This window comes from Sphingomonas sp. P3_C6 (assembly GCF_056402595.1).
Genome location: NZ_JBFUHB010000029.1, coordinates 20,150 through 42,025 on the forward strand (window position 1 = coordinate 20,150; position 21,876 = coordinate 42,025).

General features: G+C 65.2%; 21 protein-coding genes. 10 read left to right on the forward strand and 11 right to left on the reverse strand.

The genetic code is table 11. From position 1 onward, the window contains the following. Positions 1 to 29: 29 nt before the first annotated feature. The 4 genes from AC1DT7_RS20390 to AC1DT7_RS20405 all read left to right on the forward strand — a co-directional run bounded on the left by AC1DT7_RS20390 (position 30) and on the right by AC1DT7_RS20405 (position 4,202). Entirely contained in the window at positions 30 to 1,313 is a 1,284-nt protein-coding gene (locus AC1DT7_RS20390; protein WP_478038014.1) for an MFS transporter, read from the forward strand. Further along, positions 1,310 to 2,230 carry a cysteine synthase A gene (gene cysK, locus AC1DT7_RS20395; protein WP_478038015.1) on the forward strand — a complete coding sequence of 307 codons (921 nt, stop codon included), beginning with the start codon at positions 1,310 to 1,312 and terminating at the stop codon, positions 2,228 to 2,230. Before AC1DT7_RS20390 ends, cysK begins: the two co-directional genes overlap by 4 nt. 65 nt (positions 2,231 to 2,295) lie before the next feature. Continuing rightward, entirely contained in the window at positions 2,296 to 2,643 is a 348-nt protein-coding gene (locus AC1DT7_RS20400; protein WP_478038016.1) for a hypothetical protein, read from the forward strand. 185 nt (positions 2,644 to 2,828) lie between these two features. Continuing rightward, positions 2,829 to 4,202, forward strand: coding sequence for a cell wall hydrolase (locus AC1DT7_RS20405; protein WP_478038017.1), 1,374 nt, complete (start codon positions 2,829 to 2,831; stop codon positions 4,200 to 4,202). 9 nt (positions 4,203 to 4,211) lie between these two features. Here AC1DT7_RS20405 and AC1DT7_RS20410 read toward each other — a convergent pair whose 3' ends face one another. The 4 genes from AC1DT7_RS20410 to hisI are packed head-to-tail and all read right to left on the reverse strand — an operon-like array spanning position 4,212 to position 7,359. Further along, positions 4,212 to 6,014, reverse strand: a complete 1,803-nt coding sequence (locus AC1DT7_RS20410) for an acyl-CoA dehydrogenase C-terminal domain-containing protein (RefSeq protein WP_478038018.1) — start codon at positions 6,012 to 6,014, stop codon at positions 4,212 to 4,214. A 4-nt stretch (positions 6,015 to 6,018) separates the two neighbouring features. Next, positions 6,019 to 6,447 carry a MerR family transcriptional regulator gene (locus tag AC1DT7_RS20415; protein ID WP_478038019.1) on the reverse strand — a complete coding sequence of 143 codons (429 nt, stop codon included), beginning with the start codon at positions 6,445 to 6,447 and terminating at the stop codon, positions 6,019 to 6,021. A gap of 37 nt (positions 6,448 to 6,484) precedes the next feature. Next, complete coding sequence (locus AC1DT7_RS20420; RefSeq protein ID WP_478038020.1) at positions 6,485 to 7,000, reverse strand: hypothetical protein; 516 nt, start codon at positions 6,998 to 7,000, stop codon at positions 6,485 to 6,487. After that, positions 6,997 to 7,359, reverse strand: coding sequence for a phosphoribosyl-AMP cyclohydrolase (hisI, locus tag AC1DT7_RS20425; RefSeq protein ID WP_478038021.1), 363 nt, complete (start codon positions 7,357 to 7,359; stop codon positions 6,997 to 6,999). The genes AC1DT7_RS20420 and hisI overlap by 4 nt, the downstream gene beginning before the upstream one ends. A gap of 131 nt (positions 7,360 to 7,490) precedes the next feature. On the opposite strand from hisI, the gene purF reads away from it, so the two are divergent. Both purF and AC1DT7_RS20435 read left to right on the forward strand, forming a co-directional pair. Continuing rightward, positions 7,491 to 8,948 carry an amidophosphoribosyltransferase gene (purF, locus tag AC1DT7_RS20430; protein ID WP_478038022.1) on the forward strand — a complete coding sequence of 486 codons (1,458 nt, stop codon included), beginning with the start codon at positions 7,491 to 7,493 and terminating at the stop codon, positions 8,946 to 8,948. Positions 8,949 to 9,041: 93 nt separating this feature from the next. Further along, positions 9,042 to 9,752: an SDR family NAD(P)-dependent oxidoreductase gene (locus AC1DT7_RS20435; RefSeq protein ID WP_478038023.1), complete on the forward strand. Its 711-nt coding sequence runs from the start codon at positions 9,042 to 9,044 to the stop codon at positions 9,750 to 9,752. Positions 9,753 to 9,940: 188 nt separating this feature from the next. Here the strand turns inward: AC1DT7_RS20435 and AC1DT7_RS20440 are convergent, their stop codons facing one another. Genes AC1DT7_RS20440 through AC1DT7_RS20450 form a run of 3 tightly spaced genes read right to left on the reverse strand, consistent with a single transcriptional unit; the run spans position 9,941 to position 13,799 of the window. Further along, the gene (locus tag AC1DT7_RS20440; protein ID WP_478038024.1) at positions 9,941 to 11,092 is read right to left on the reverse strand and encodes a serine hydrolase domain-containing protein; all 1,152 of its coding nucleotides are present in this window, start codon (positions 11,090 to 11,092) and stop codon (positions 9,941 to 9,943) included. A 14-nt stretch (positions 11,093 to 11,106) separates the two neighbouring features. Continuing rightward, positions 11,107 to 12,378, reverse strand: coding sequence for a class I SAM-dependent methyltransferase (locus AC1DT7_RS20445; protein ID WP_478038025.1), 1,272 nt, complete (start codon positions 12,376 to 12,378; stop codon positions 11,107 to 11,109). Positions 12,379 to 12,434: 56 nt separating this feature from the next. Beyond that, positions 12,435 to 13,799 carry a cryptochrome/photolyase family protein gene (locus AC1DT7_RS20450; protein WP_478038026.1) on the reverse strand — a complete coding sequence of 455 codons (1,365 nt, stop codon included), beginning with the start codon at positions 13,797 to 13,799 and terminating at the stop codon, positions 12,435 to 12,437. Between the two features lie 143 nt (positions 13,800 to 13,942). Between AC1DT7_RS20450 and AC1DT7_RS20455 the strand changes: the two genes are divergently transcribed. Next, on the forward strand, positions 13,943 to 15,115 hold the full coding sequence (locus tag AC1DT7_RS20455) for a cupin domain-containing protein (RefSeq protein WP_478038027.1): 1,173 nt from the start codon (positions 13,943 to 13,945) through the stop codon (positions 15,113 to 15,115). Positions 15,116 to 15,124: 9 nt separating this feature from the next. Here the strand turns inward: AC1DT7_RS20455 and fdxA are convergent, their stop codons facing one another. The 4 genes from fdxA to AC1DT7_RS20475 form a co-directional block, all read right to left on the reverse strand. Next, a complete protein-coding gene (gene fdxA / locus AC1DT7_RS20460; protein ID WP_478038028.1) occupies positions 15,125 to 15,466 on the reverse strand; it encodes a ferredoxin FdxA in 342 nt (113 codons plus the stop codon). A 31-nt stretch (positions 15,467 to 15,497) separates the two neighbouring features. Further along, positions 15,498 to 16,532, reverse strand: a complete 1,035-nt coding sequence (locus tag AC1DT7_RS20465; protein ID WP_478038029.1) for a 2-oxoacid:ferredoxin oxidoreductase subunit beta — start codon at positions 16,530 to 16,532, stop codon at positions 15,498 to 15,500. Beyond that, a complete protein-coding gene (locus tag AC1DT7_RS20470) occupies positions 16,529 to 18,397 on the reverse strand; it encodes a 2-oxoacid:acceptor oxidoreductase subunit alpha (RefSeq protein WP_478038030.1) in 1,869 nt (622 codons plus the stop codon). The genes AC1DT7_RS20465 and AC1DT7_RS20470 overlap by 4 nt, the downstream gene beginning before the upstream one ends. A 102-nt stretch (positions 18,398 to 18,499) precedes the next feature. After that, positions 18,500 to 19,405 (reverse strand): histone deacetylase family protein, encoded by a 906-nt coding sequence (locus AC1DT7_RS20475; protein ID WP_478038031.1) that lies wholly within the window; start codon positions 19,403 to 19,405, stop codon positions 18,500 to 18,502. Positions 19,406 to 19,447: 42 nt separating this feature from the next. Between AC1DT7_RS20475 and AC1DT7_RS20480 the strand changes: the two genes are divergently transcribed. The 3 genes from AC1DT7_RS20480 to AC1DT7_RS20490 are packed head-to-tail and all read left to right on the forward strand — an operon-like array spanning position 19,448 to position 21,836. Next, the gene (locus AC1DT7_RS20480) at positions 19,448 to 20,437 is read left to right on the forward strand and encodes an alpha/beta hydrolase (RefSeq protein WP_478038032.1); all 990 of its coding nucleotides are present in this window, start codon (positions 19,448 to 19,450) and stop codon (positions 20,435 to 20,437) included. Continuing rightward, complete coding sequence (locus tag AC1DT7_RS20485; RefSeq protein WP_478038033.1) at positions 20,434 to 20,910, forward strand: RNA pyrophosphohydrolase; 477 nt, start codon at positions 20,434 to 20,436, stop codon at positions 20,908 to 20,910. The genes AC1DT7_RS20480 and AC1DT7_RS20485 overlap by 4 nt, the downstream gene beginning before the upstream one ends. A gap of 32 nt (positions 20,911 to 20,942) precedes the next feature. Continuing rightward, positions 20,943 to 21,836, forward strand: coding sequence for a DUF481 domain-containing protein (locus tag AC1DT7_RS20490; protein ID WP_478038034.1), 894 nt, complete (start codon positions 20,943 to 20,945; stop codon positions 21,834 to 21,836). Positions 21,837 to 21,876 lie beyond the last annotated feature (40 nt).

Genomic DNA, 21,876 nt, shown 5'->3' on the forward strand with positions numbered 1-21,876 from the left:
CAAGGATCGGAGGACTAAGGCCCGTCTCGATGGATTCGCCTCCCCACCCGTTCCGCATCGCCAATTTCCGGGCCTATTGGGCCGCCCGCTTCTGCATGACGCTCGCGCAGAACGGCATGATCATCGTCATCGGCTGGCAGACCTACACCATCGCGCGCCAGACCATGTCGCCCGCCGGCGCTGCGGCCCAGCTCGGGCTGATCGGCCTGCTGCAATTCGTACCCCTGTTCCTCTCTACTCCCATCACCGGCTGGGTCGCCGACCGATTCGACCGCCGCTGGATCACGCGAGTCACGGTGTCGCTGCAGATCCTCTGCGCCTTCATTCTCGCGATGGCGACCTATGAGGGCTGGATGTCGCTGCCGGTGCTCTTCTCGGTCGCCGTGCTGCTTGGCCTCGGTCGCGCCTTTGCCGGCCCGGCCTTCTCGGCGCTGGCACCGAATCTCGTGCCGCGTGAGGTACTGCCGACCGCAATCGCGCTCAGCTCGATCTCCTGGCAGGTCGGTACGATCATCGGGCCGGCGATCGGCGGGTTCGCCTATTCCCTCGCGCCGTCCGCCGCCTATTTTCTTGCGACGGCGCTGTTCAGCGGCGCTCTGATCTGCCTGATGATGATCGGGCCAGTCGCCCGCACCGTCGCCGTCAGCACGGCGCATCCGCTCAAGCAGATCGCCGATGGTCTTGCCTATGTCTGGCAGAACAAGATGATCCTGGGGACGATCACCCTCGATCTGTTCGCCGTGTTTCTCGCCGGCACCAGCGCGCTACTGCCGATCTATGCACATGACATCCTGAAGGTCGGGCCGCAGGGCCTGAGCGCGCTCGCGGCTGCCCCCGCGGTAGGCGCGGCGGTGACCGCCCTGTTCTTCTCTTTCCGGCCGCTCAAGACCAATGTCGGGCCGAAGATGCTCGGGTCGGTGCTTGTCTACGGGGCGGCCACGGTGATATTCGGCCTGTCGACCTCGATGCCGCTCAGCCTGATCGCACTGTCCATCGCAGGCGCGGCGGACATGTTCTCGGTCTATATCCGCCAGTCGTTGATCCAGCTTCACACGCCGGACGACAAGCGCGGCCGGGTCGGCGCCGTCTCGCAGCTCACCATTTCCGCCTCGAACGAACTGGGCGAGGCCGAATCGGGCTTCCTCGCCTCGGCATTCGGTCCGGTCGGCGCTGTGCTGGTCGGCGGTGGCGGCGCGATCATCGTCACCATATTGTGGACCTGGCTCTTCCCGAGCATCCGCAACGCCCGTACATTCGACGCACCCACGACACCCCAAGACGCCGCAGACATTGAGATGGAGGCCGCACGATGAAAGCCAACACGATCCTCGAGACGATCGGCAACACCCCCCACATCCGCGTACAGCGGCTGTTTCCGGGCGCCGAGGTGTGGATCAAGTCGGAACGCTCGAACCCGGGCGGCTCGATCAAGGACCGGATCGCGCTCGCCATGATCGAGGCGGCCGAGAAGTCGGGCGATCTCAAGCCGGGCGGCACCATCATCGAACCGACCAGCGGCAATACCGGCGTCGGCCTGGCGATGGTCGCCGCGGTGAAGGGCTACAAGCTCGTGCTCGTCATGCCGGAAAGCATGTCGATCGAACGCCGTCGGCTGATGCTGGCTTATGGCGCGACCTTCGATCTCACCCCGCGTGAAAAGGGCATGAAGGGCGCGATCGAGCGCGCCCTCGAGCTCGTGTCGCAGACGCCGAACAGCTGGATGCCGCAACAGTTCGACAACCCTGCCAACGTCGATGTCCATATGCGCACCACCGCGCAGGAGATCCTCAACGATTTCCGCGAGTCGCCGATCGACGTGATCATCACCGGCGTCGGCACCGGTGGTCACATCACCGGCGTTGCCGAGGCGCTGAAGAAGGAATGGCCGCACCTGAAGGTCTATGCGGTCGAGCCCCAGGCCTCGCCCGTCATCTCCGGCGGGCAGCCGGGGCCGCACCCGATCCAGGGCATTGGCGCGGGCTTCATCCCGACCAACCTGCATACCCAGTCGATCGATGGCGTGATCCAGGTGGATGCGGCGGTCGCCAAGGACATGGCCCGCCGTGCCGCCCGCGAGGAAGGCATGCTGGTCGGCATCAGCTCCGGCGCGACCCTGGCCGCGATCCTGCAGAAACTTCCCGACCTGCCGGACAATGTCCGTGTGCTCGGCTTCAACTATGACACCGGGGAGCGTTACCTCTCCGTGCCGGACTTCCTGCCCGAAAGTTGATCTCGCGCAGCCCCCTGTTTCGTCCCTGTTTCGTCCCTACCGTTTGGGTTATGTGGGCGCAGGCGATGCAGGGGGCATTGCAAGGGTTTTACATGCGCAGGGCGATGATTTGCGTCAGCGTGATGCTGGCGCTTTTCCAGATATGGCCGATGATCTTCGGGCAACGCGGCGCTGGCGCGCTGGCCGCCGAGACGGCACCGCCGTCCGCAACGACGCCCAGTTCCGTCGTCGCGGCGGTAAAAGCGATTCCGATTCCCGCACGGGCGAGCAATCTCGGCAGCGCCGCTCCCAGGAGCTGCGAGGCCCAGTATCAGGCCGCATCGCGCCGTTGTGCCGCTACCGACAAATCCTGCCGTATCAAAACCATCGACCAATCGGATGTATGCGACGCCACGGGATTCTGGCCTGAATAAGTCCAGTCAGCATAACGCAGTGCCGGCCGGGGCATTGCCCCAATCGTACAGTCTGCCCAGTCTCGCGGGAGACGAACCGAACCATTTCGCATCCGAAGCGTTCTGGAGTAAGGCCCGTCCTTCTGTACGTCAGGAGCCGCTCTTGATCTTCGCCCCGCGCCGCGCCCCTCACTGCTGAACGCCCCATGCCCCAACCTTCCGCCCTGCCAGGCACGTCAAGTCCCGGCCTCACGCTCCTGCTGTCGCTGGTCGCTCTCGGCGCGATCGCGGCACCGGCGCTGATCGTCCACAATGCACCGCCCGTCGCCCGGCATCATCCGGTCAAGCGCCTGCCCCAGCGCGTGGTGCCCCAGGCCGAGTTGCCGCCGGTCGAGCCGGTCGCGTTCCAGAATCTCGAACCCGACGACGCCCGCGCCTTCAACGCCTCGGTGCCCTTCTCGACCGGTCCCAACCCGGCCGCACGGCCCTTCCAGTTCGTCGGCACAGAAGAGCAACGCGCGCGCGCGATCGACTGTCTGGCTGCTGGCGTACTCTACGAGGCGGGCGACGACACACTCGGCCAACGCTCGGTGGCGCAGGTGGTGATCAACCGCACCCGGCATCCGGCCTTCCCCAAGACGATCTGCGGCGTTGTGTTCCAGGGCTCGGAACGAGCCACCGGATGCCAGTTCACCTTTACCTGCGACGGTGCCCTGGTGCGACACCGCTGGTCGGACGCGGCCTGGGTGAGAGCCCGCGAAACCGCCACGCTCGCACTGAACGGAGCCGTGTTCAAACCGGTCGGCTATGCGACCCATTACCACACCGACTGGGTCGTGCCCTATTGGCAATCGAGCCTCGACAAGATCGCCAAGGTCGAGACTCACCTGTTCTTCCGTTGGACCGGCTGGTGGGGCACGCCGCCCGCCTTCAATCGCCATGTCTCCTCGGACGAGCCGGTGATATCACAACTCGCGCTCTATTCCGACGCTCACAAGACCGGGGCCGCGTTGGTCGATGCCTCGGCGGCGATCGTAGAAGCCGCCGCTGCGGGTGCGGCCATACCGCCAGCGTTGACGACCGACACCAACAGCTTCCTGCTGACCCTCGATCCGCGCATGCCGCCTGACGCCTTTGCCCTGCTCGCAGCGCGTACCTGCGGCGAGCGGCCCTATTGCAAGATCATGGGCTGGACGAGCAAGGCGAAGACCCCGGGCACATTGCCGCTTCAGCCGACCCAAATCGCATCGATGTCGTTCAGCTATCTGCGCGACCGCGCGCATAATTACGACAAGGCCCTGTGGAACTGCACCGAGTTCAAACGTGCAGACTTCAGTCAGTGCATGAAGCTGCAGGTGCTGGTGCCGGTCGCGCGCCAAGCGGACAGTTTCAAGCTGGAGACCCTGCCGGGCACGGTTGGCATTACGCCCCCGCCGACAGTTCCTACCGCAAAACCGGTGCCCGAGCTTGGTGGCGTGCGCCGGAAGGGCGAGACACCACCGGCACCGGCACCGGCACCGGCAAGGCCCGTGGCGGTACCCACCACCGCACCCAAGCCGGCTATCCAGCCGACACGTTAGACGCGGCGCTCAGGCCGCGACGAACATCTCCGGCGGCAGGGTCATCAGCGCCTCGGCGCCTCCCTCGATCTTGCGGCGAAGCGCTCCGGCGTCGGGCATGATCCGTTCGGCGAAGTAGCGCGCAGTCACCAGCTTGGCGTCGAGGAACGCTGCATCCCCCTCACCCGCCGCCTTCAGCGTTGCCGCGGCCGAGGCCATACGCAGCCACATCAGGCCGACCGCGACGATACCCATCAGGTGCAGATAGGGCTGGGCGCCTGCACCGACATTGTCGGGGTTCTTCATGCCGTTCTGGAGGAACCACAAGGTCGCCGCCTGAAGCTCGCCATTGGCCTTTTCAAGGCGCGTCGCGAAATCGGCGGTGGCGGGATCGGCCTTGCCGGCGGCGACGTCCTCGCCGACGACCTTGAAGAAAGCCTGCACCGCGCGGCCGCCATTCATCGCCAGCTTGCGGCCGACCAGGTCCATCGCCTGGATGCCGTTGGTGCCCTCATAGATCATCGAGATGCGGGCATCGCGGACATATTGCTCCATGCCCCATTCGGCGATGTAGCCATGGCCACCGTAAACCTGCTGGGCATTGGTCGCGATCTCGTAGCCCTTGTCGGTGCCGTATCCCTTGATGACCGGGGTAAGCAGTCCGACCAGATCCCCGGCGAGCTGACGCTCCTCCTCGCTACCGGCAGCATGTTCGAGATCGACCTGGAGAGCGCCCCACAGACACAATGCGCGAAGCCCCTCGGTCAGCGCCTTGGAATCCATCAACATGCGCCGGATGTCCGGATGGACGAACAGCGGATCGGCCTTTTCCTGCGGCTCCTTGGCGCCGGTCAGCGAGCGGCCCTGGCGACGGTCATGCGCATATTGAACGGCATTCTGATACGCCGTCTCGGCAACGCCCAGCCCCTGCAAGCCGACGCCGAGCCGTGCCGCGTTCATCATGATGAACATCGCGGCCAGGCCCTTCATCTCCTCGCCGACCAGCCAGCCGGTGGCGCCGTCATAGTTCATCACGCAGGTCGAATTGGCGTGGATACCCATCTTGTGCTCGATCGAGCCGCACGACACCGCATTGCGCGCGCCGAGCGATCCATCGTCATTGACCATGAACTTCGGCACCACGAACAGGGAAATGCCCTTCGAGCTTTCCGGCGCGCCCGGCGTCTTCGCCAGGACGAGATGGATGATGTTTTCGGTCAGGTCGTGCTCGCCCGACGAGATGAATATCTTGGTGCCGGTGATCGCGTAGCTGCCGTCCGCCTGCGGCTCGGCGCGGGTACGGATCAGGCCCAGGTCGGTGCCGCATTGCGGCTCGGTCAGGTTCATCGTCCCGCCCCATTTGGCCGAGACCATATGGGGGACGTATTTGGCCTTTTGCTCGTCGGTGCCCTTGACGAGCAAAGCCGCAATCGCCCCGTGGGTCAGGCCCGGATACATGGCGAAGGCCATGTTCGAGGAGATCATATATTCCTGGAACGCGGTCGAGACGACGTGCGGCATTTCCTGCCCGCCAAACTCGGCCGGCGCCGACAGCGTACCCCAGCCCGACTCGACGAACTTTTCATAGGCTTCCTTGAAGCCCTTGGGCGTCGTGACCGATCCGTCCTCGTGACGCGTGCAGCCTTCGAGGTCGCCAGACTGGTTGAGTGGGAACAACACTTCCGCCACGAACCGGCCGCCCTCGTCGAGGACCGCATCGACAACATCGGGGGTCGCGTTCGCGAAGCCGGGAAGGTTCGCATAGCGATCGAGTCCGACCACATGCTCCAGGATGAAGCGCGTGTCGCGCACGGGTGGCGTATATTGTGGCATGGTATCAGTCCTTCAGGCGGCCTTGCGCGCCATGGGTTTCGAGCAGGGTGATGAAGTCGTTCAGTTCGTCGATCGCGGCATCGATATCGTTCTTTTGTGACGTCAGCAGCGACACGCGCTGGCGACAGCGATCGATCGTGACGGCGCGCTGCACCTGGCGCCCGTCCCCGATATCGTAGAGGTCGATCATCTCGCGAATCTCCGCGAGGCTGAAGCCGACCCTTTTGCCACGCAGGATCCAGGCGAGCCGGGCCCGATCGCGCTGGGAATAGATACGGGCGGTGCCGCGCCGTTCGGGCGCGATCAGCCCCTCATCCTCGTAGAATCGAAGCGCCCGCGCCGTCACGCCGAACTCGGCCGACAGGTCTGAGATCGAAAAGTGATCGCGATCGGGATGGCGCTCGATCGCGGCATAGGCGGCGACTGTGGACATGCCCGCACGCTAAATGCCGTTTACGTGAACGTCAAGCTCAGCCGCTATTGCCGCAGAGCAGCTTGCCATTGCCATCACGCAAGGTCGATGCCTCGGAAACCGACTCGCTGAGCCGCGTCACATCAAGGGCAGCCAGGGACGCGCGCCGTGCGCATAGCTTCTGACAGGCATTGGGCAAGGTGGCGGGAAACACGATCCGGTCGCCTTCGAAGCGCGCCTCGAAGCTGCATCCGTCGCTGCCGTCGAATTCGAGCTGGAGCTTCTCGCCTGCCCGCGTCACGGTGCCCGAGCCACCACAGCTCACCTTGTCGCCATAATCGACGAACACGCCGACCCGGTAGGCGGTTGCGCTCGGCACGATGCAGACCCGGTCGGTGTCGCGCGCATAAAGGCCGGCGATATCGGTGCTGTTCGGGTCTGGAATCACCCCCGCCTCGATCGCCGCCGCCTCGAGACCGGTCGCTGCCGCCGTCGCATTGTGTACCGGTTCGGGGCCACCGCGACCACAGCCGGCGACGAGCAGCATCAGGGCGACCGGCAGCGCCCGCTTCATTCGACCGTCGCGAGCGAATCGCCATCGATCCGGCGATAGAAGCAGCTGCGTTCGCCGGTGTGGCAGGCCGGGCCGGCGGGATCGACGATCAGCCACACCGCGTCCTGGTCACAATCGATCCTGATATCGACGACTCGCAGGACATGCCCCGACGACTCGCCTTTTTTCCAGAGCCGACCGCGGCTGCGCGACCAGAAATGCGCCTCGCGCGTGGAGACGGTGGCCGCGAGCGCCTCTGCATTCATATGCGCGAGCATCAGCACCTCGCCGGTGATGCGGTCGGTCGCAACCGCCGTGATCAGGCCGCCAGCATCATATTTCGGGTCGAGCACAAGGCCGGTTTCGCGGGAATCAGGCATGCGCGAACGCTTAGCGTCCCCACGCAAAACCGCCAATGCGACGGACGACGATTAATCGATGTGACAAAAGCGCGACAAATCGAAAAGCCGTCCCTATATGGCGGGCGACGCTACTCCCCCCGAAGGGCGCCATGCTTACTACGAACCCATTTGATGACGACAAGCTGCGCGAAGAGTGCGGCATTTTCGGCGTATCCGGCAGTGACGGCGCAGCTGCGCTCGTCGCGCTGGGGCTTCATGCGCTGCAGCACCGCGGCCAGGAGGCTGCCGGCATCACCAGCTTCGACGGCGCGGAGTTCCATACGCACCGCGCGATGGGCCATGTCGCCGGCAATTTCGATCGAGACGATATCATCGGCGCGCTGCGCGGCACGGTTGCCTGCGGTCATGTCCGCTATTCGACGACCGGCGAAACGGCGTTGCGGAACGTGCAGCCGCTCTATGCCGATCTCGCCTCGGGCGGCTTCGCCATCGCGCATAACGGCAATATTTCCAACGCGATGCGGCTGCGGCGGGACCTCGTTCAGCGCGGTTCGATCTTCCAGTCGACCTCGGATACCGAGACGATCATCCATCTCGTCGCGACCTCCAACTATCGCACCTTCGTCGACAAGTTCATCGATGCGCTGAAGCGGGTCGAGGGCGCCTATTCGCTGATCGTCATGACGCCTGAGGGCATGATCGCCTGCCGCGACCCGCTCGGCATCCGGCCCCTGGTGATGGGCCAACTCGATGGCGCGGTGATCTTCGCCTCGGAGACGGTTGCGCTGGACGTGGTCGGCGCGGAGTTCGTCCGTTCGATCGAGCCGGGCGAACTGGTGATCGTGCGCGGTACCGAGATCAGCTCGCACCGCCCGTTCGCGCCCGCTTTCCCGCGGCCGTGCATCTTCGAATATGTCTATTTCTCCCGGCCCGATTCGATCTCCGACGATCGCAGCGTGTACACGGTGCGCAAGGAAATCGGTGCCCAGCTCGCGATCGAGAGCCCGGTCGAGGCCGACATCGTCATTCCGGTGCCCGATTCGGGTACGCCGGCGGCACTCGGTTATGCCCAGCAGTCGGGCATCCCGTTCGAGCTTGGCATCATCCGGTCGCACTATGTCGGCCGCACCTTCATCCAGCCGGGCGACAAGGTCCGCCATCTCGGCGTGAAGCTGAAGCACAATGCCAATCGCGCGCTGATCAAGGGCAAGAGGATCGTGCTGATCGACGATTCGATCGTGCGCGGCACCACGTCGCTCAAGATCGTGCAGATGATGCGCGAGGCCGGCGCCGCCGAGGTGCACATGCGCATCGCCAGCCCGCCGACCCGGCACAGCTGCTTCTACGGTGTCGACACGCCGGAACGCGCAAAGCTGCTCGCGGCGACCAAGAATATCGACGAGATGAACACCTATATCCAGGCCGACAGCCTGGCCTTCGTCTCGATCGACGGCCTTTACAAGGCACTCGGCCAGCCGCGCCGCGCCGATATCCGCCCGAGCCACTGCGATGCCTGCTTCACCGGCGATTATCCGACGACGCTGACCGACCAGGATGAGGTCGCCTCGGTCGACCAGTTCGCCCTTCTCGCAGAACGGGTGATTTAACCCACATCGTCATGCCGGACTTGTTCCGGCATGCACCGTGGTGCAAGCGCCACCGCGTCCGTGCGCATGGGCCGGTGACGAAGAGAGACGAGAATGACCGACAAGCCCCTCGCCAACCAGATCGCCCTCGTGACCGGCGCCAGCCGCGGCATCGGCGCCGCCACCGCCAGGGCTCTCGCCGCGGCCGGCGCGCATGTCGTCATCACCGCTCGTACGGCAAAGGACCTTGAGGAGGTCGAGGCGTCGATCTTCGAAGCAGGCGGCAGCGCGACCATCGCTCCGCTCGACCTGACCGAGACCGACAGCATCGCCCGCCTCGGCGCCGCTATCGGCGAGCGCTGGCCCCAGCTCGACATCATGGTCATGAACGCCGCGACCCTCGGCAGCCTCGCCGCCGTGCCGGCGATCGACTCCAAGGAACTGGCGACCGTCCTGACCCTCAACGTCAGCGCGCAGGCAGCGCTGATCACCGCGTTCGACCCGATGCTGCGCCGCTCGAAGCGCGCCCGGGTGATCGGCATCACCTCGAGCGTCGGCCGCAAGCCCCGCGCTTATTGGGGCCTGTACGGCGCCTCCAAGGCGGCGTTCGAAACGCTGGTCGGCGCTTATGGCGACGAAATGGAGCACATCAGCAGCATCCGCACCGCGATCGTCGATCCAGGCGCAACGCGCACGAAGATGCGTGAGCGGGCTTATCCGGGCGAAGATCCAGCCTCGGTGAAGGCGCCGGAGGTTGTGGCGGATCGCCTGGTGGCGCTGATCGCCGGCGATTTCGAAACAGGCCATTTCGAGCGAATCGACTGACCCCTTTTTATCCCCCTCCCGCTTGCGAGTTTCAGGTCGGTCAGGCCCCCGGCCTGACCTGAACGATGCGGGGCATCGTTCACCTGAAACTGGGTTAGGGGTGGGCGCCCGGCTACCCCAGGCGGAGCGGAGAAGGAAAGCGCGAGCCCACCCCCAGCCCCTCCCGCAAGCGGGAGGGGAATAAGAAGTTACTTCGTCGCCGCCGCCATCAGCTTCTCGAAGAACGCCAGCCGCGCCAGCGTCAGCGGACGATCGCTCGCCTTGGGCGCTGCGCTGACCATCGCGATCACGACCTTCGACTTGGGGTCGCTCGTGATCATCTGGCCAAAAATCCCCTGCGCGCCGTAACGCCCCTCGGGATAGGTCCACCATTGATAGCCATAGCCATAACCGCCCGGCGCCACTTCGGCATGCGCGCGCGTCGCCTCGGCAAACCAACCCGGCGCGACCACGCCCTTGCCGCCTTCCAGCACGAACTGCCCGAACCGCGCATAGTCCCGCAGCGACACCGACAAACAACACCCACTGACCTCAGCGCCGGTCTGGTCCTTCATCCAGAAGCCGTCCCGCTCCATGCCGGCCGGTTTCCAGATCTTCTCCTCGGCATAGGCGGCGAGCGTCTTGCCCGTGGCGCGGCGCACCAGCACGCCGATCAGATTGGTCTCACCGGTCTTGTAGACCCATTTCGTGCCCGGCGCCGTTTCGCGCGGCAGCTTGCGCATGAAATAGACGGTGGGGTCGACGCCCGCCGGCACCGGCTCCAGGAACATGCGCGCCACGTCGGACTTGGGATCGGTATAGTCCTCGTTCCATTTGACGCCCGAGGTCATCGTCATCAGCTGCGCGACGGTCACCCCGTCATAGCCGCTGCCCGCGAGATCGGGGATATAGCGCGTCACCGGATCATCGAGCGACTTGATATAACCGTCCTTCATCGCCGCGCCGACCAGGGTCGAGGTAAAGGATTTGGCGACCGAAAAGCTGGTCCAGCGTCCCTCTGCGGTCAACTCGCGGGCATAACGCTCCAGCCGCACCTTGCCATCCTGCAACACGATCAGCCCGGCAACGTTCATCGAGGTCATGAACGCGTCGACATCGGTCGCCGCCATGGGCAGTGGCTTGCCGGCAGGCAGCGCGCGGCGCTTCGTCGGATCGGCCTTGATGACATTGCCCGGGAAAATCTTCTCCATCGCCGGGAAGTTCGAATCGCGTTGCGCCTGCGACCAGAACAATATCTCGGCACCAACCTGCCGCTGGGTCGCTTCGTCCATCGGCTTCGCCTGGCCGAAACCCTGCGCCGGCAACAGCACGGCGCTCGCCAGCGCGAGCGCGGTCATCATCTGCCTTCTCATCCTCATCCCCCTTTTATCAGCGTGACTTGGGCGACATGTATCCCGCCGCCTCCGAACCCGCCCTCGCAATACATCAGATAGTATCGCCACAGATCGACGAAATGGCGATCGAATTCGGCAGGCAACCGTCCGGCCGCGACAGCCACATCGAATGCTGCGCGCCAGCGCTTCAGGGTCTCGGCATAATGGAGCCCGAATTCCTGCCGGTCGTGCCAACTCAGCCCCTTGGCCTCGGCGATGGCCCGGAACCGGCTCTCCGACAGCAGCATGCCGCCGGGAAAGACATAGCGCTGGATGAAATCGACATTGTTCGCATAGGCGTCGAAGATCGCATCATCGATCGCGATATACTGGATCGCGGCCCGCCCGCCGGGCTTGAGCACCCGCGCGATCGTCTCAAGATAGGCCGGCCAATATTCCTCGCCGACCGCCTCCACCATCTCGATGCTGGCGACCGCATCATATTGGCTCGTTACGTCGCGATAATCGGTCAGCGAGACGGTGACTCCGGCCAGCCCCGCCTGCGACATGCGCGCCTCGACCGCCCGCTTCTGCTCGCTGGACAGGGTGATGCCATGGACCTTCGCCCCGGCCCGCGCCGCGGTCTCGGCGAAAGAACCCCAGCCGCAGCCGATCTCCAGGATCGTATTGCCCGGCATTGCCCCGGTGCGGTCGAGAATGGCGCGAAGCTTCGTCGCCTGAGCGGCCTCGAGCGACTGAGCCGGCGAGATTGGTTCGTCGAACAGTGCACTCGAATAGGTCATGCCCGGGTCGAGCCACAGGCTGTAGAAATCATTGCCCAGATCGTAATGGAACTCGATGTTCCGCCGCGCCCCGCTGCGATGGTTGCGGCGCAGGATGTGCCACAGGCGCCGGACCGCCCGCATCGGTCCCCGCGACCGGCCTGCTTCGCCGAGCGGGCGGCGGTTGCGCATGAACAGGTCGAACAGTGGCACCGGATCGGGGCTGCGCCATTCGCCGAGCGACCAGGCGACATACCACCCCGCCGATCCGCCCATCGCCAGCCGGATCAGCGCGCGCCAGCTCCCGATCTCGACGATGGCGACCGGCCCGTCGGCGCGGCCGCCAAGCACGCGCCTGGTTCCATCAGGCAGCGATGCCTCGATCGACCCKGCTTCAAGGCCCTGATCTATACGGTCGAGCAGGCGATGGAACATGCCGGCAAAGGGCGCAAGAAGCCGGTCGATCCGACCGGTTGCCGGTTTTGCGCGCGTCCCGAAGCGACGGCCCCTGTTCGGCGCAGAAACATTCATCAGGCGGCTCTCATGCACCCGGAGCAGATCGGGGAAAAGCGATTCGTGACAGCGTGCTACCGCGCCTGCTTCGCTGCCGCCAAGGCGCGTTCCCGCGCCTCGCGGTGGCCGATGATCTGCGGCGGATAGGCATCGGGCCGGCATCCCGCAGCATCCGGATCATGGATCACCCCGTCCGGAAGATGGGCAAGTTCCGGCACCCATTGCCTGATATAGTCGGCAGCATCGAACTTCGCCGACTGGGTCAGCGGCGCCATGATGCGCACGAACATGTTGGAATCGACACCGGTGCCGGCTGTCCATTGCCAGTTGACGCTGTTGTTGCCGTAATCGGCATCGACCAGCGTATCCCAGAACCAGGCCTCGCCCTCGCGCCAGTCGATCAGCAGGTGCTTGATCAGGAAGCTCGCCGCGATCATCCGTACCCGATTGTGCATCCATCCGCTCGCCCAGAGCTGGCGCATGCCCGCATCGACGATCGGGTAGCCGGTGCGTCCCTGTTGCCAGGCGCTGAGATCCGCCTCGCTCCGGCGCCACGCCATAGTGTCCAGCGCCTCCCGCCCGTTCTTCGATCCGTAGTCGGGGAATTGCAGGATCACATTCTGCGCATAGTCCCGCCAGGCGACCTCCTTCAGGAAAGTCGTCGTGTCGCCCCGCGCTTTCGCGACATGGTGCCAGACCGTGGCGGGCGAAATCTCACCAAAATGCAGATGCGGCGAAAGGCGCGAACTGCCTTCCTCCGATGGCAGGTTACGATCCACGTCGTATGCGACCGCGTTGGGAACGAAATCGTCGAGACGATCCTTCGCGCCGTCCTCGCCGGGTGTCCATTCGTCGCGGAACCCACCAGCCCAGTTGGGCCGGGCCGGCAGCAGGTTCCAGTCAGCCAGCCGATCGCTCTCCGGCCATTGTCCGGGAGCCGGAATGCTGTGTGGTACCGGCGTTGGAGCAGGCGGTGGCATATGCTCGCGCAGCGCCCGCCAGAAGGGCGTGTAGATCTTGTAGGGCTGCCCCGCCCCGGTGAGGATGGATCCAGGCGGCGCAAGGTAGTTGCCGTCATGGCGCACCAGATCGAGGGTCTTCACCACCGCCCGCTCGGCGTTGCGCCACCAGGGTTCATAATGGCTGAGGCAATGCACCCGCCCTGCCCCGGTCTCCTCCGCCAGCTTAACCAGCTCCTCCGCGGCCGCCCCGCGGCGGAGAATCAACCGGGATCCCTTGTCGCGCAGATGCCGGTCGAGCGCCGCCAGGCTGTGATACAACCACCAGCGCGATGCGGCGCCCATGCGGCGATGCTTAGGCGTCTCGTCGTCGAGGATATAGACGGGGATCACCGGCCCCTCCTTCACGGCGGCGATCAGCGCAGCCTGATCCGCCAGGCGGAGATCACGACGAAACCAGACAAGGGTCGGCACGGTCAACGCCGCCGCCGGGTTGAGAAGCAGTACATGTCTCCGACATGCCTGCCGGCCGCCATGCCCGCAAGCGCCCCGGGCGAAGCGCTTCCCAATCCGGCCGATACTGGTCTAGTCACGAACCATAATAGCGGGAGTGGCCCCAGCACATGATAACCGACCTGCGCAGCCTGATTGCGCCGACCCCGCTTGCCACGCTGACCGATGCGATGGTCGCGGAACGGCGGCTTCATCTGCACACGACTCAACAGGCCGATTTCTCCCGGCTGCTGTCCTGGTCCGCCTTCAACGCCCTGATCACGCTCGACCGGCTGCAGGGCGGCCAGGTCCGTGCGATCCGCAACGGACACGACATGCCGATCGGCATGCTGACCGCGCGTTCGGGTCGGTTCGACAATCAGGAACTGGCCCCAGACGCGCTTCAATCCCTGGCCGATATGGGCCTCAGCCTGGTGATCAACGATATCCACCGACTGGTCCCGGGGATCGGCGCGCTCGCCGCGATGGTCGAACGCCATGTCCGCGCCCGCGCCGGCGTCAACGCCTATGTCAGCTTCCGCCAGGATAGCGCTTTCAGCGCGCATTGGGACGATCACGACGTGCTCGTGCTCCAGGTCCATGGGCGCAAACGCTGGTTCTGTTATGGCAAGCGCGACGCCTATCCGATGAAGGGCGCTCCGGCGGCCACCAAGATCGGCGATGCGGAGGAACCGTTATGGAGCGAGGTGCTCGAACCGGGCGATGTGCTCTACATCCCGCGCGGCGAGTTCCACCGCGCCCAGATCGAAGACGGTCATTCGCTCCACCTGACGATCGGCCTCGCCTTTCCCCGCGGCGACGATGTGGTGCGCTGGATCGGCCGGCGCTGCGTGGAGGACGCGCTTTTCCGCCGGGACATCTCGACCCTCGCCGGCCCCGAAGCACTGGCGACCCGGCAGGAAGACCTGCGGGCGGCGCTTCACCGGGCGGTGGACGAACTCGACCTCGGCCGGTTCCTCGCCACGGCGGATCGCCAGCGCGAGTCGCTCAAGGCGCTCAACCTCGGCCTGTCCGATCCGCTCGATCCGGATGTCGTGATCCGGCCCATGCTGCGCCGCCGCCTGCCCCTTCCGGAGGGCTCAACCCAGCTACGCCATGGGCCGACAACGACGACACTGACACCGGCCGAACGCACTTTACTGGCCGAGCTGTTCGACCGCGACGCCTCGACGCTTGCCGGGCTGATCGAGGCTCTGCCCGACATGTCCGCACAGGACATACGCAATGCCATCTCCGGCCTCGCGCGCAAATCGCTCGTCCTATTGTCGGAAGAGCCGGTCTGACACCGGCGATCAGTTGCCGGGGCCGGGCTCGGCCGAGAAATATGCCTCGAACTTGCCCGCCACGCCGTTGAACGCCTCTGCATCATCAGGCATCTGGCCTGCCTTGCTCGTCACTGCGGGCCATAACGCCGCACAGGTTTTGTTCAGCTCGATCCATGCCGCCGCATCGCTTTCGATATCGGGCCGGATCGCGTCCGCCGGGCATTCGGGCAGGCAGAGATTGCAGTCGATGCACTCGTTCGGATCAATGACGAGCATGTTGGCACCCTCGCGGAAGGCCTCCACGGGACAGACCTGAACGCAATCCATGAACTTGCACCGGATGCACGCATCCGTGACGACGAACGTCATTACCGCCTCCCGAGGCGCACTTGCCCAAGGGCTACATCGTGTGCGGCTGCTTCTCGACCTGCCAGGTCTGGCCCTGCGACAAAAGCTTCTGCAGGTTCGGCGTCTTGCCAGTGCTGGCCTGCGCGTTCTGCGCCACGACCGCGCTCTCGAAGGTCGGGGCCGGGTCGTCATAGATCACGCCGAGCGCCATCGGGAACGCCCCGAACGGCATCTCGACCAGCATGTGCGCGACCGCACGGTTGGTCTGGTCGTGCACGATGATCTTGGCCGCTTCCCAGTCGCCGCCCTCGACATCGACGACCTTCAGTACCAGTCGCTCGGTATCGAGCGTCAGGCCCTTGGTCCCGCCCGCGAACAGCAACGGCTTGCCATGCTCGACCCAAAGCTGGTTGGCCGAGGCATTGGCCTTCTCGGTGAAGGGCGCGAACACGTCGTCATTATACACGATGCAGTTCTGGAAGATTTCGACGAACCCGGTGCCCTTGTGCGCATGCGCCGCCTTGAGCACGGCCGGAAGATTCTTGTTCACGTCGATCGCCCGCGCCACGAAGCGCGCACCGCTGCCGAGCACGAAGGCGCAGGGCGTCAGCGGCCGATCGAGCGACCCGAACGGCGTCGAGGGGCTGCGCGTCCCGACATGGCTCGTCGGCGAATATTGGCCCTTGGTCAGGCCGTAGATCTCGTTGTTGAACAGCAGCACCTGGCAATCCAGGTTGCGGCGGATCAGATGCATGGTGTGGTTGCCGCCGATCGACAGGCCATCGCCGTCGCCGGTGATGATCCACACGTCGAGATCGGGATTGGCCAGCTTCACGCCCGTCGCCACCGCAGGCGCGCGACCGTGGATGGTGTGGAAGCCATAGGTTTCCATATAATAAGGGAAACGCGACGAGCAGCCGATGCCGCTGACGAACACGGTATTCTCGGGCCGCCCGCCGATCTCCGGCATAGTACGCTGAACCGCTTTCAGGATCGCATAATCGCCGCAACCCGGGCACCAGCGCACTTCCTGGTCGGTCTCCCAATCCTTGGGCAGGGTCTTCGCCACGGGGGTCATGTCGTTCATGCGAGTGCCTCCTCGATCGCCGCTTCGATCTCGGAGATCATGAAGGGCTGACCGGAAATCTTGTTGAGCGGCTTGGCATCGACCAGATACTGATCGCGCAGCACCGTCTTGAGCTGGCCAGTGTTCATCTCGGGTACGAGGATCTTCTCATAACCCTTGAGAAGCGCGCCGAGATTGCCCGGCATGGGCCAGATGTGCCGGATATGCACGTGGCTGACGTCGAGCCCTCGAGCGCGGGCCCGGCGCACTGCCTGATGGATCGGCCCATAGGTCGATCCCCAGCCGACGATGACGAGCTTGCCGCTCTCCGTTCCCATCTCGACCGTCTGGTCGGGCACCTTGACGCCAAGCACCTTGTCGCGGCGAATCTCGGTCATCGCCTGGTGGTTGGCGGCGCCATATTCGATGTTGCCGGTGCCGAGTTGCTTCTCGATGCCGCCGATGCGGTGGAGCAGGCCGGGCGTACCCGGCTTCACCCAGGGCCGCGCCAGCTTCTCGTCACGCGCGTAGGGCAGGAAACCACCCTCCGGCACTTCCTCGAGATAGGTCACCGGGAAGGGCGCGTAGCTGTCCATGTCAGGCACCAGCCACGGCTCGGCCGCGTTGGCGATATAGCCGTCGGTCAGCAGCATCACCGGGGTCATATACTGGACCGCGATACGCACCGCCTCGATCGCGCAGTCGAACGCGTCGGCGGGCGAGCGCGCCGCGATCACCGGCATCGGCGCGTCACCGTTGCGGCCATAGACCGCCTGGTAGAGGTCCGACTGCTCGGTCTTGGTCGGCAGGCCGGTCGAAGGCCCGCCGCGCTGAGAGTTGACGATGACCAGCGGAAGCTCGGTCATGATCGCCAGGCCCATCGCCTCGCCCTTGAGCGCAATGCCCGGCCCCGAGGACGAGGTCACGCCAAGCTGCCCGGCATAGGAGGCACCGATCGCGCTGGCGATCGCGGCGATCTCGTCCTCCGCCTGGAAGGTCGTGATGCCGAATTCCTTCAGCCGCGAGAGGTGATGCAGGATCGCCGATGCCGGGGTGATTGGATAGCCGCCGAAGAACATCTTCACGCCGGCAAGCTGAACGCCCGCGACCAGCCCGAGCGAGATCGACTCGGCGCCGGTGACGGTCCGGTACAGGCCCGGCTCGGCCGGGGCGGCCGCGACATGATGCTGCTTCATCGGCCCGGCCAGCTCGGCCGTCTCGCCATAGGCATGGCCGGCGTTGAGCGCGGCGATATTCGCTTCGACCAGGGTCGGGTTCTTCGCGAACTTGGTCTTGAGCCAGTCGATCAGCGGCGCGCGATCACGATCGAACATCCAGAGCGCGAGCCCCAAAGTCCACATGTTCTTGCAGCGCAACGCCTCCTTGTTGCCGAGGCCGAAAGGCTTCACCGCATCGAGCGTCAGCTGCGAGATGTTGAACGCAAGCACCTGCCACTTCGCCAGGCTGCCGTCGTGCAGCGGGTTCACCGCATATTTCGCCTTGGCGAGGTTGCGGTCGCCGAATTCGCCCTCGTCGGCGATGATCAGCCCACCGGGCTTGAGCGCGCCGACATTGGTCTTGAGCGCCGCCGGGTTCATCGCGACCAGCACGTCCGGCGCATCGCCCGCCGTCTCGATCGCGGTCGATCCGAAATTGATCTGGAAGGCGGAGACGCCGAACAAGGTGCCCTGCGGCGCCCGGATCTCCGCCGGAAAATCCGGGAACGTCGCCAGATCGTTGCCTGCAAGCGCGGTCGACAGGGTGAACTGCCCGCCCGTCAGCTGCATACCGTCGCCGGAGTCTCCGGCAAAGCGCACGACGATCGATTCTGCGGGGGGATTTGCGGACGCCTCTGCGGGCGTCAATTCGTGAACGGCAGATGCCATTTATATTTGTCCTGCGGATTTATCCGACACCCTCTATGCCCGGGGCGTTGACTGGCCAACCTAGTTTGATCGGCGGCGCCTGCAACTGGTTCTTTTAAGGCATCACTTGCGCTCCACCGGCGCGAACACCGATCCAAGCGTCAGGATCGCTGTAACATGCCGTTCGGCGACCGCGACGACGTCCTCGCCATAGCCCCCGCCGACCGTGCTCGCGAGTGGAATGCCGCGTTCCTTCGCCAGCCCCGCAACCATTCGGTCCCGAGCGATCAGCCCATCCTGGGTAAGCCCCAGACGCCCCAGTCGATCGCCGCCGAACGGATCGACGCCGGCCTGATAGAGGATCAGTCCGGGCCGCTGCTCCTCGATCAGCGGTACGAGGCTCGACTCCATCGCCTCCAGATACGCTGCGTCGCCGGTCCCGTCGGCGAGGCCGACATCAAGCGTGGATCGCGCCTTGCGCACCGGGAAATTGCGTTCGGCATGGATCGAATAGGTCGCGATATCCGGCCTGCCCGCAGTGAGCGCCGCGGTGCCGTCGCCCTGATGCACATCGCCGTCCACGATCAGCACGCTCGCAACCGTGCCCTCCTCGATCAGGCGCACCGCCGCGATGGCCAGGTCGTTGAGCACGCAGTATCCCGCTCCGGTCGTCGCCAGCGCGTGGTGGCTGCCGCCGGCACTATTGGCCGCGAAGCCCCGCTCGAGCGCGATCCGTGCCGCCAGCCAGGTGCCGCCGGCGACCATCTGTGATCGCAACGCCACCGCCTCGGTCACCGGGAAGCCGATCCGCCGCTCCTTCGCGCGCGGGACCCGCGCGTTCAGCACTTCATCGACATAATCGGGATCATGCACGGCCTCGATCCAGTCCCGCGGCATCGGCTCGGGTTCGATCCAGTCGATCCTGCCGCCCTCCTTCAGGAGCAGGTCGCGGATCGCCGCATTCTTGGTCAGCCGCCCCACGTGAAGCCCGGCGGCGAGATAGGCTGGATGATGGACGACCGCGATCATCGTCTTTAGGTAGTCAGCCGACAGCCGCAGCGCCAATGCGGGATGTGGGAGAATGATGTGACCGAAGCCTTCGTCCGCCCGGATGTGCGCAGTTTCCTCGCCTACCTCAATAATTTGCCCGGGCCCAAGATGCACCAGCTGGAGCCGCCCGCGGCCCGCGCCATCTATGCGGCGATGAAGGACGTGGCCGACCTGCCCTCGGGCGATCTCGCCACCATCATCGACCTTTCGATCCCCGGTCCCGCCGGCACGATCCCGGCGCGGCTGTTCGACGCAAAGGCGAACCGCGAGCCGGGACCGGCCATGCTGTTTTATCATGGCGGCGGTTTCGTGATCGGCAATATCGAGACTCATGCGAGCTTCTGCGCGGAAATCGCCCGTGTGCTCGACGTCCCGGTGATCTCGGTCGACTACCGCCTCGCGCCGGAATATCCCTGGCCGGCCGCGCCCGATGATTGCGAGGCGGCGGCCCGCTGGGTGGCCGGCAATCCCGCCGAACTAGGCCGCACCGTCACCAGCCTGGTCGTCTGCGGCGACAGCGCGGGCGGCAACCTTGCCATCGTTACCGCCATGGCGCTCCGCGACGTGCCTGCCCCGGTGCCGGTCATCGCCCAATTCCCCATCTATCCCGCCACCGACGCTTCGCGGGAATATCCGTCCTACACGAGTTTCGCCGATGGCTATTTGCTGACCCGCGACAGCATGGAATGGTTCGAGGCGGCCTATAAGGGCGAAGCCGACCATATCCGCACCTCGCCGCTGATCGGCGACCTGCGCGGCATGCCCCCCGCTGTTGTGATCACCGCCAGCCTCGACCCGATCGGCGACCAGGGCCGCGCTTATGCCGGCGCGCTCGCGGCGGCCGGCGTGCCGGTGGTCTTCCGCGAGGCGAAGGGCAACGTCCATGGGTTCGTCACGCTGCGAAAGGCGATCCCGTCCTCGGTCGGCGATGTCACCGCCGCCCTTGCCGCGCTCAAGGCGGTGATCGTAGAGGCCGAGGGCGACCGGGTCATGGCACAGGCAGCAGGATGAACGATTCCACTCTTCCCTATCGCCCCTGCGTCGGCGTCATGCTGATGAACCAGGCCGGGCAGGTCTTCGTCGGCCAGCGGATCGATACGACCGTCGAGGCGTGGCAGATGCCGCAGGGCGGCATCGACGACGGCGAGGATGCGGAGACAGCCGCGATCCGCGAGCTTGGCGAGGAAACCGGGGTCCAGCCCGACAAGGTCGAACTGGTCGCGGTGGCGCCGGGCGAATTCTATTACGACCTGCCGGAGGATCTGATCGGCAAGGTGTGGAAGGGCAAATGGCGCGGCCAGCGGCAGCGCTGGTTCCTCTTCCGGTTCCTCGGCGACGACGGCGATATCGACATCATGACCGACCATCAGGAATTCCGCGCCTGGCGCTGGGTCGACCCGGCGGAGCTGCCGGAAATCATCGTGCCCTTCAAGAAGGCGCTCTATCAGGACGTTCTGGCGGCTTTCGCAGGACAGCTGGGTTGATCGGGAGCTGATCGGCGCGCTATCCGGCCTTCATGCATGTTCGCTTCGCCTTGCTCGCCGCGCCCCTGCTGCTCGCCAATGCCGAGCCGGCGCCGATTCCGGAGCCGCTGAAGGCGATGCTCGACGCGGCCATGAAGTCAGGCAACGAAGCCGAGGTCGCGACGATCTCCAAATATGCCCGGGCGGCCGACCCCGCTTCCGCTGATGCGATCGCCGCGTCGGTCGAGACATGGGCGAAGGACAGGGCTGCCAAACGCGACGCGACTCTGCGCGATGCCGGTGCGTTCGATCTCTGGCACGGCCGCGCCGAACTGGGCGGATATCTTACCACCGGCAACACGCAGGATGCCGGCGTCAGCGGCTCGATCGATCTGTCGCGGGAAACCATCCGCTGGCGCCACAAGCTCAACTTAGCCGCCGATTACAAGAGAAGCGCGGGTGTGGTCAGCCGCGAGCATTATCTCGCCGCTTACGAGCCCAACTTCAAATTCTCGCCGCGCGGCTATGTCTACGGCGCCGCTCAATATGAGAGCGACCGGTTCCTCGGTTATACCAGCCGCTATTCCGCCTCGGTCGGCGCCGGTTACAGCGCGATCAAGCAGCCCGGCATGAAGCTCGATCTAGAAGTCGGCCCGGCCTATCGCGACACCGCCTTCACCGATCGCACGACCGAGAGCAGCATCGCCGCGCGCGGATCTCTCGATTTCGACTGGAAACTGACCGGGGCTATCTCGTTCAGCCAGGCCGCATCGGCCTATATGCAGCACTACAACAGCACGGTGAGCAGCACGACCGCGCTCAGCGCAAAGCTGATCGGCCCGCTCGCTGGGAAGATCTCCTACGCCGTGCAATATGAAAGCATGCCGCCGATCGGCCGGGTCGGCACCGACACCACCAGCCGAGCCTCGCTGGTCTACAGCTTCTAGGCCCTCCGATCGAGCTCCTGTTATGCGCGCAATCCCCCCC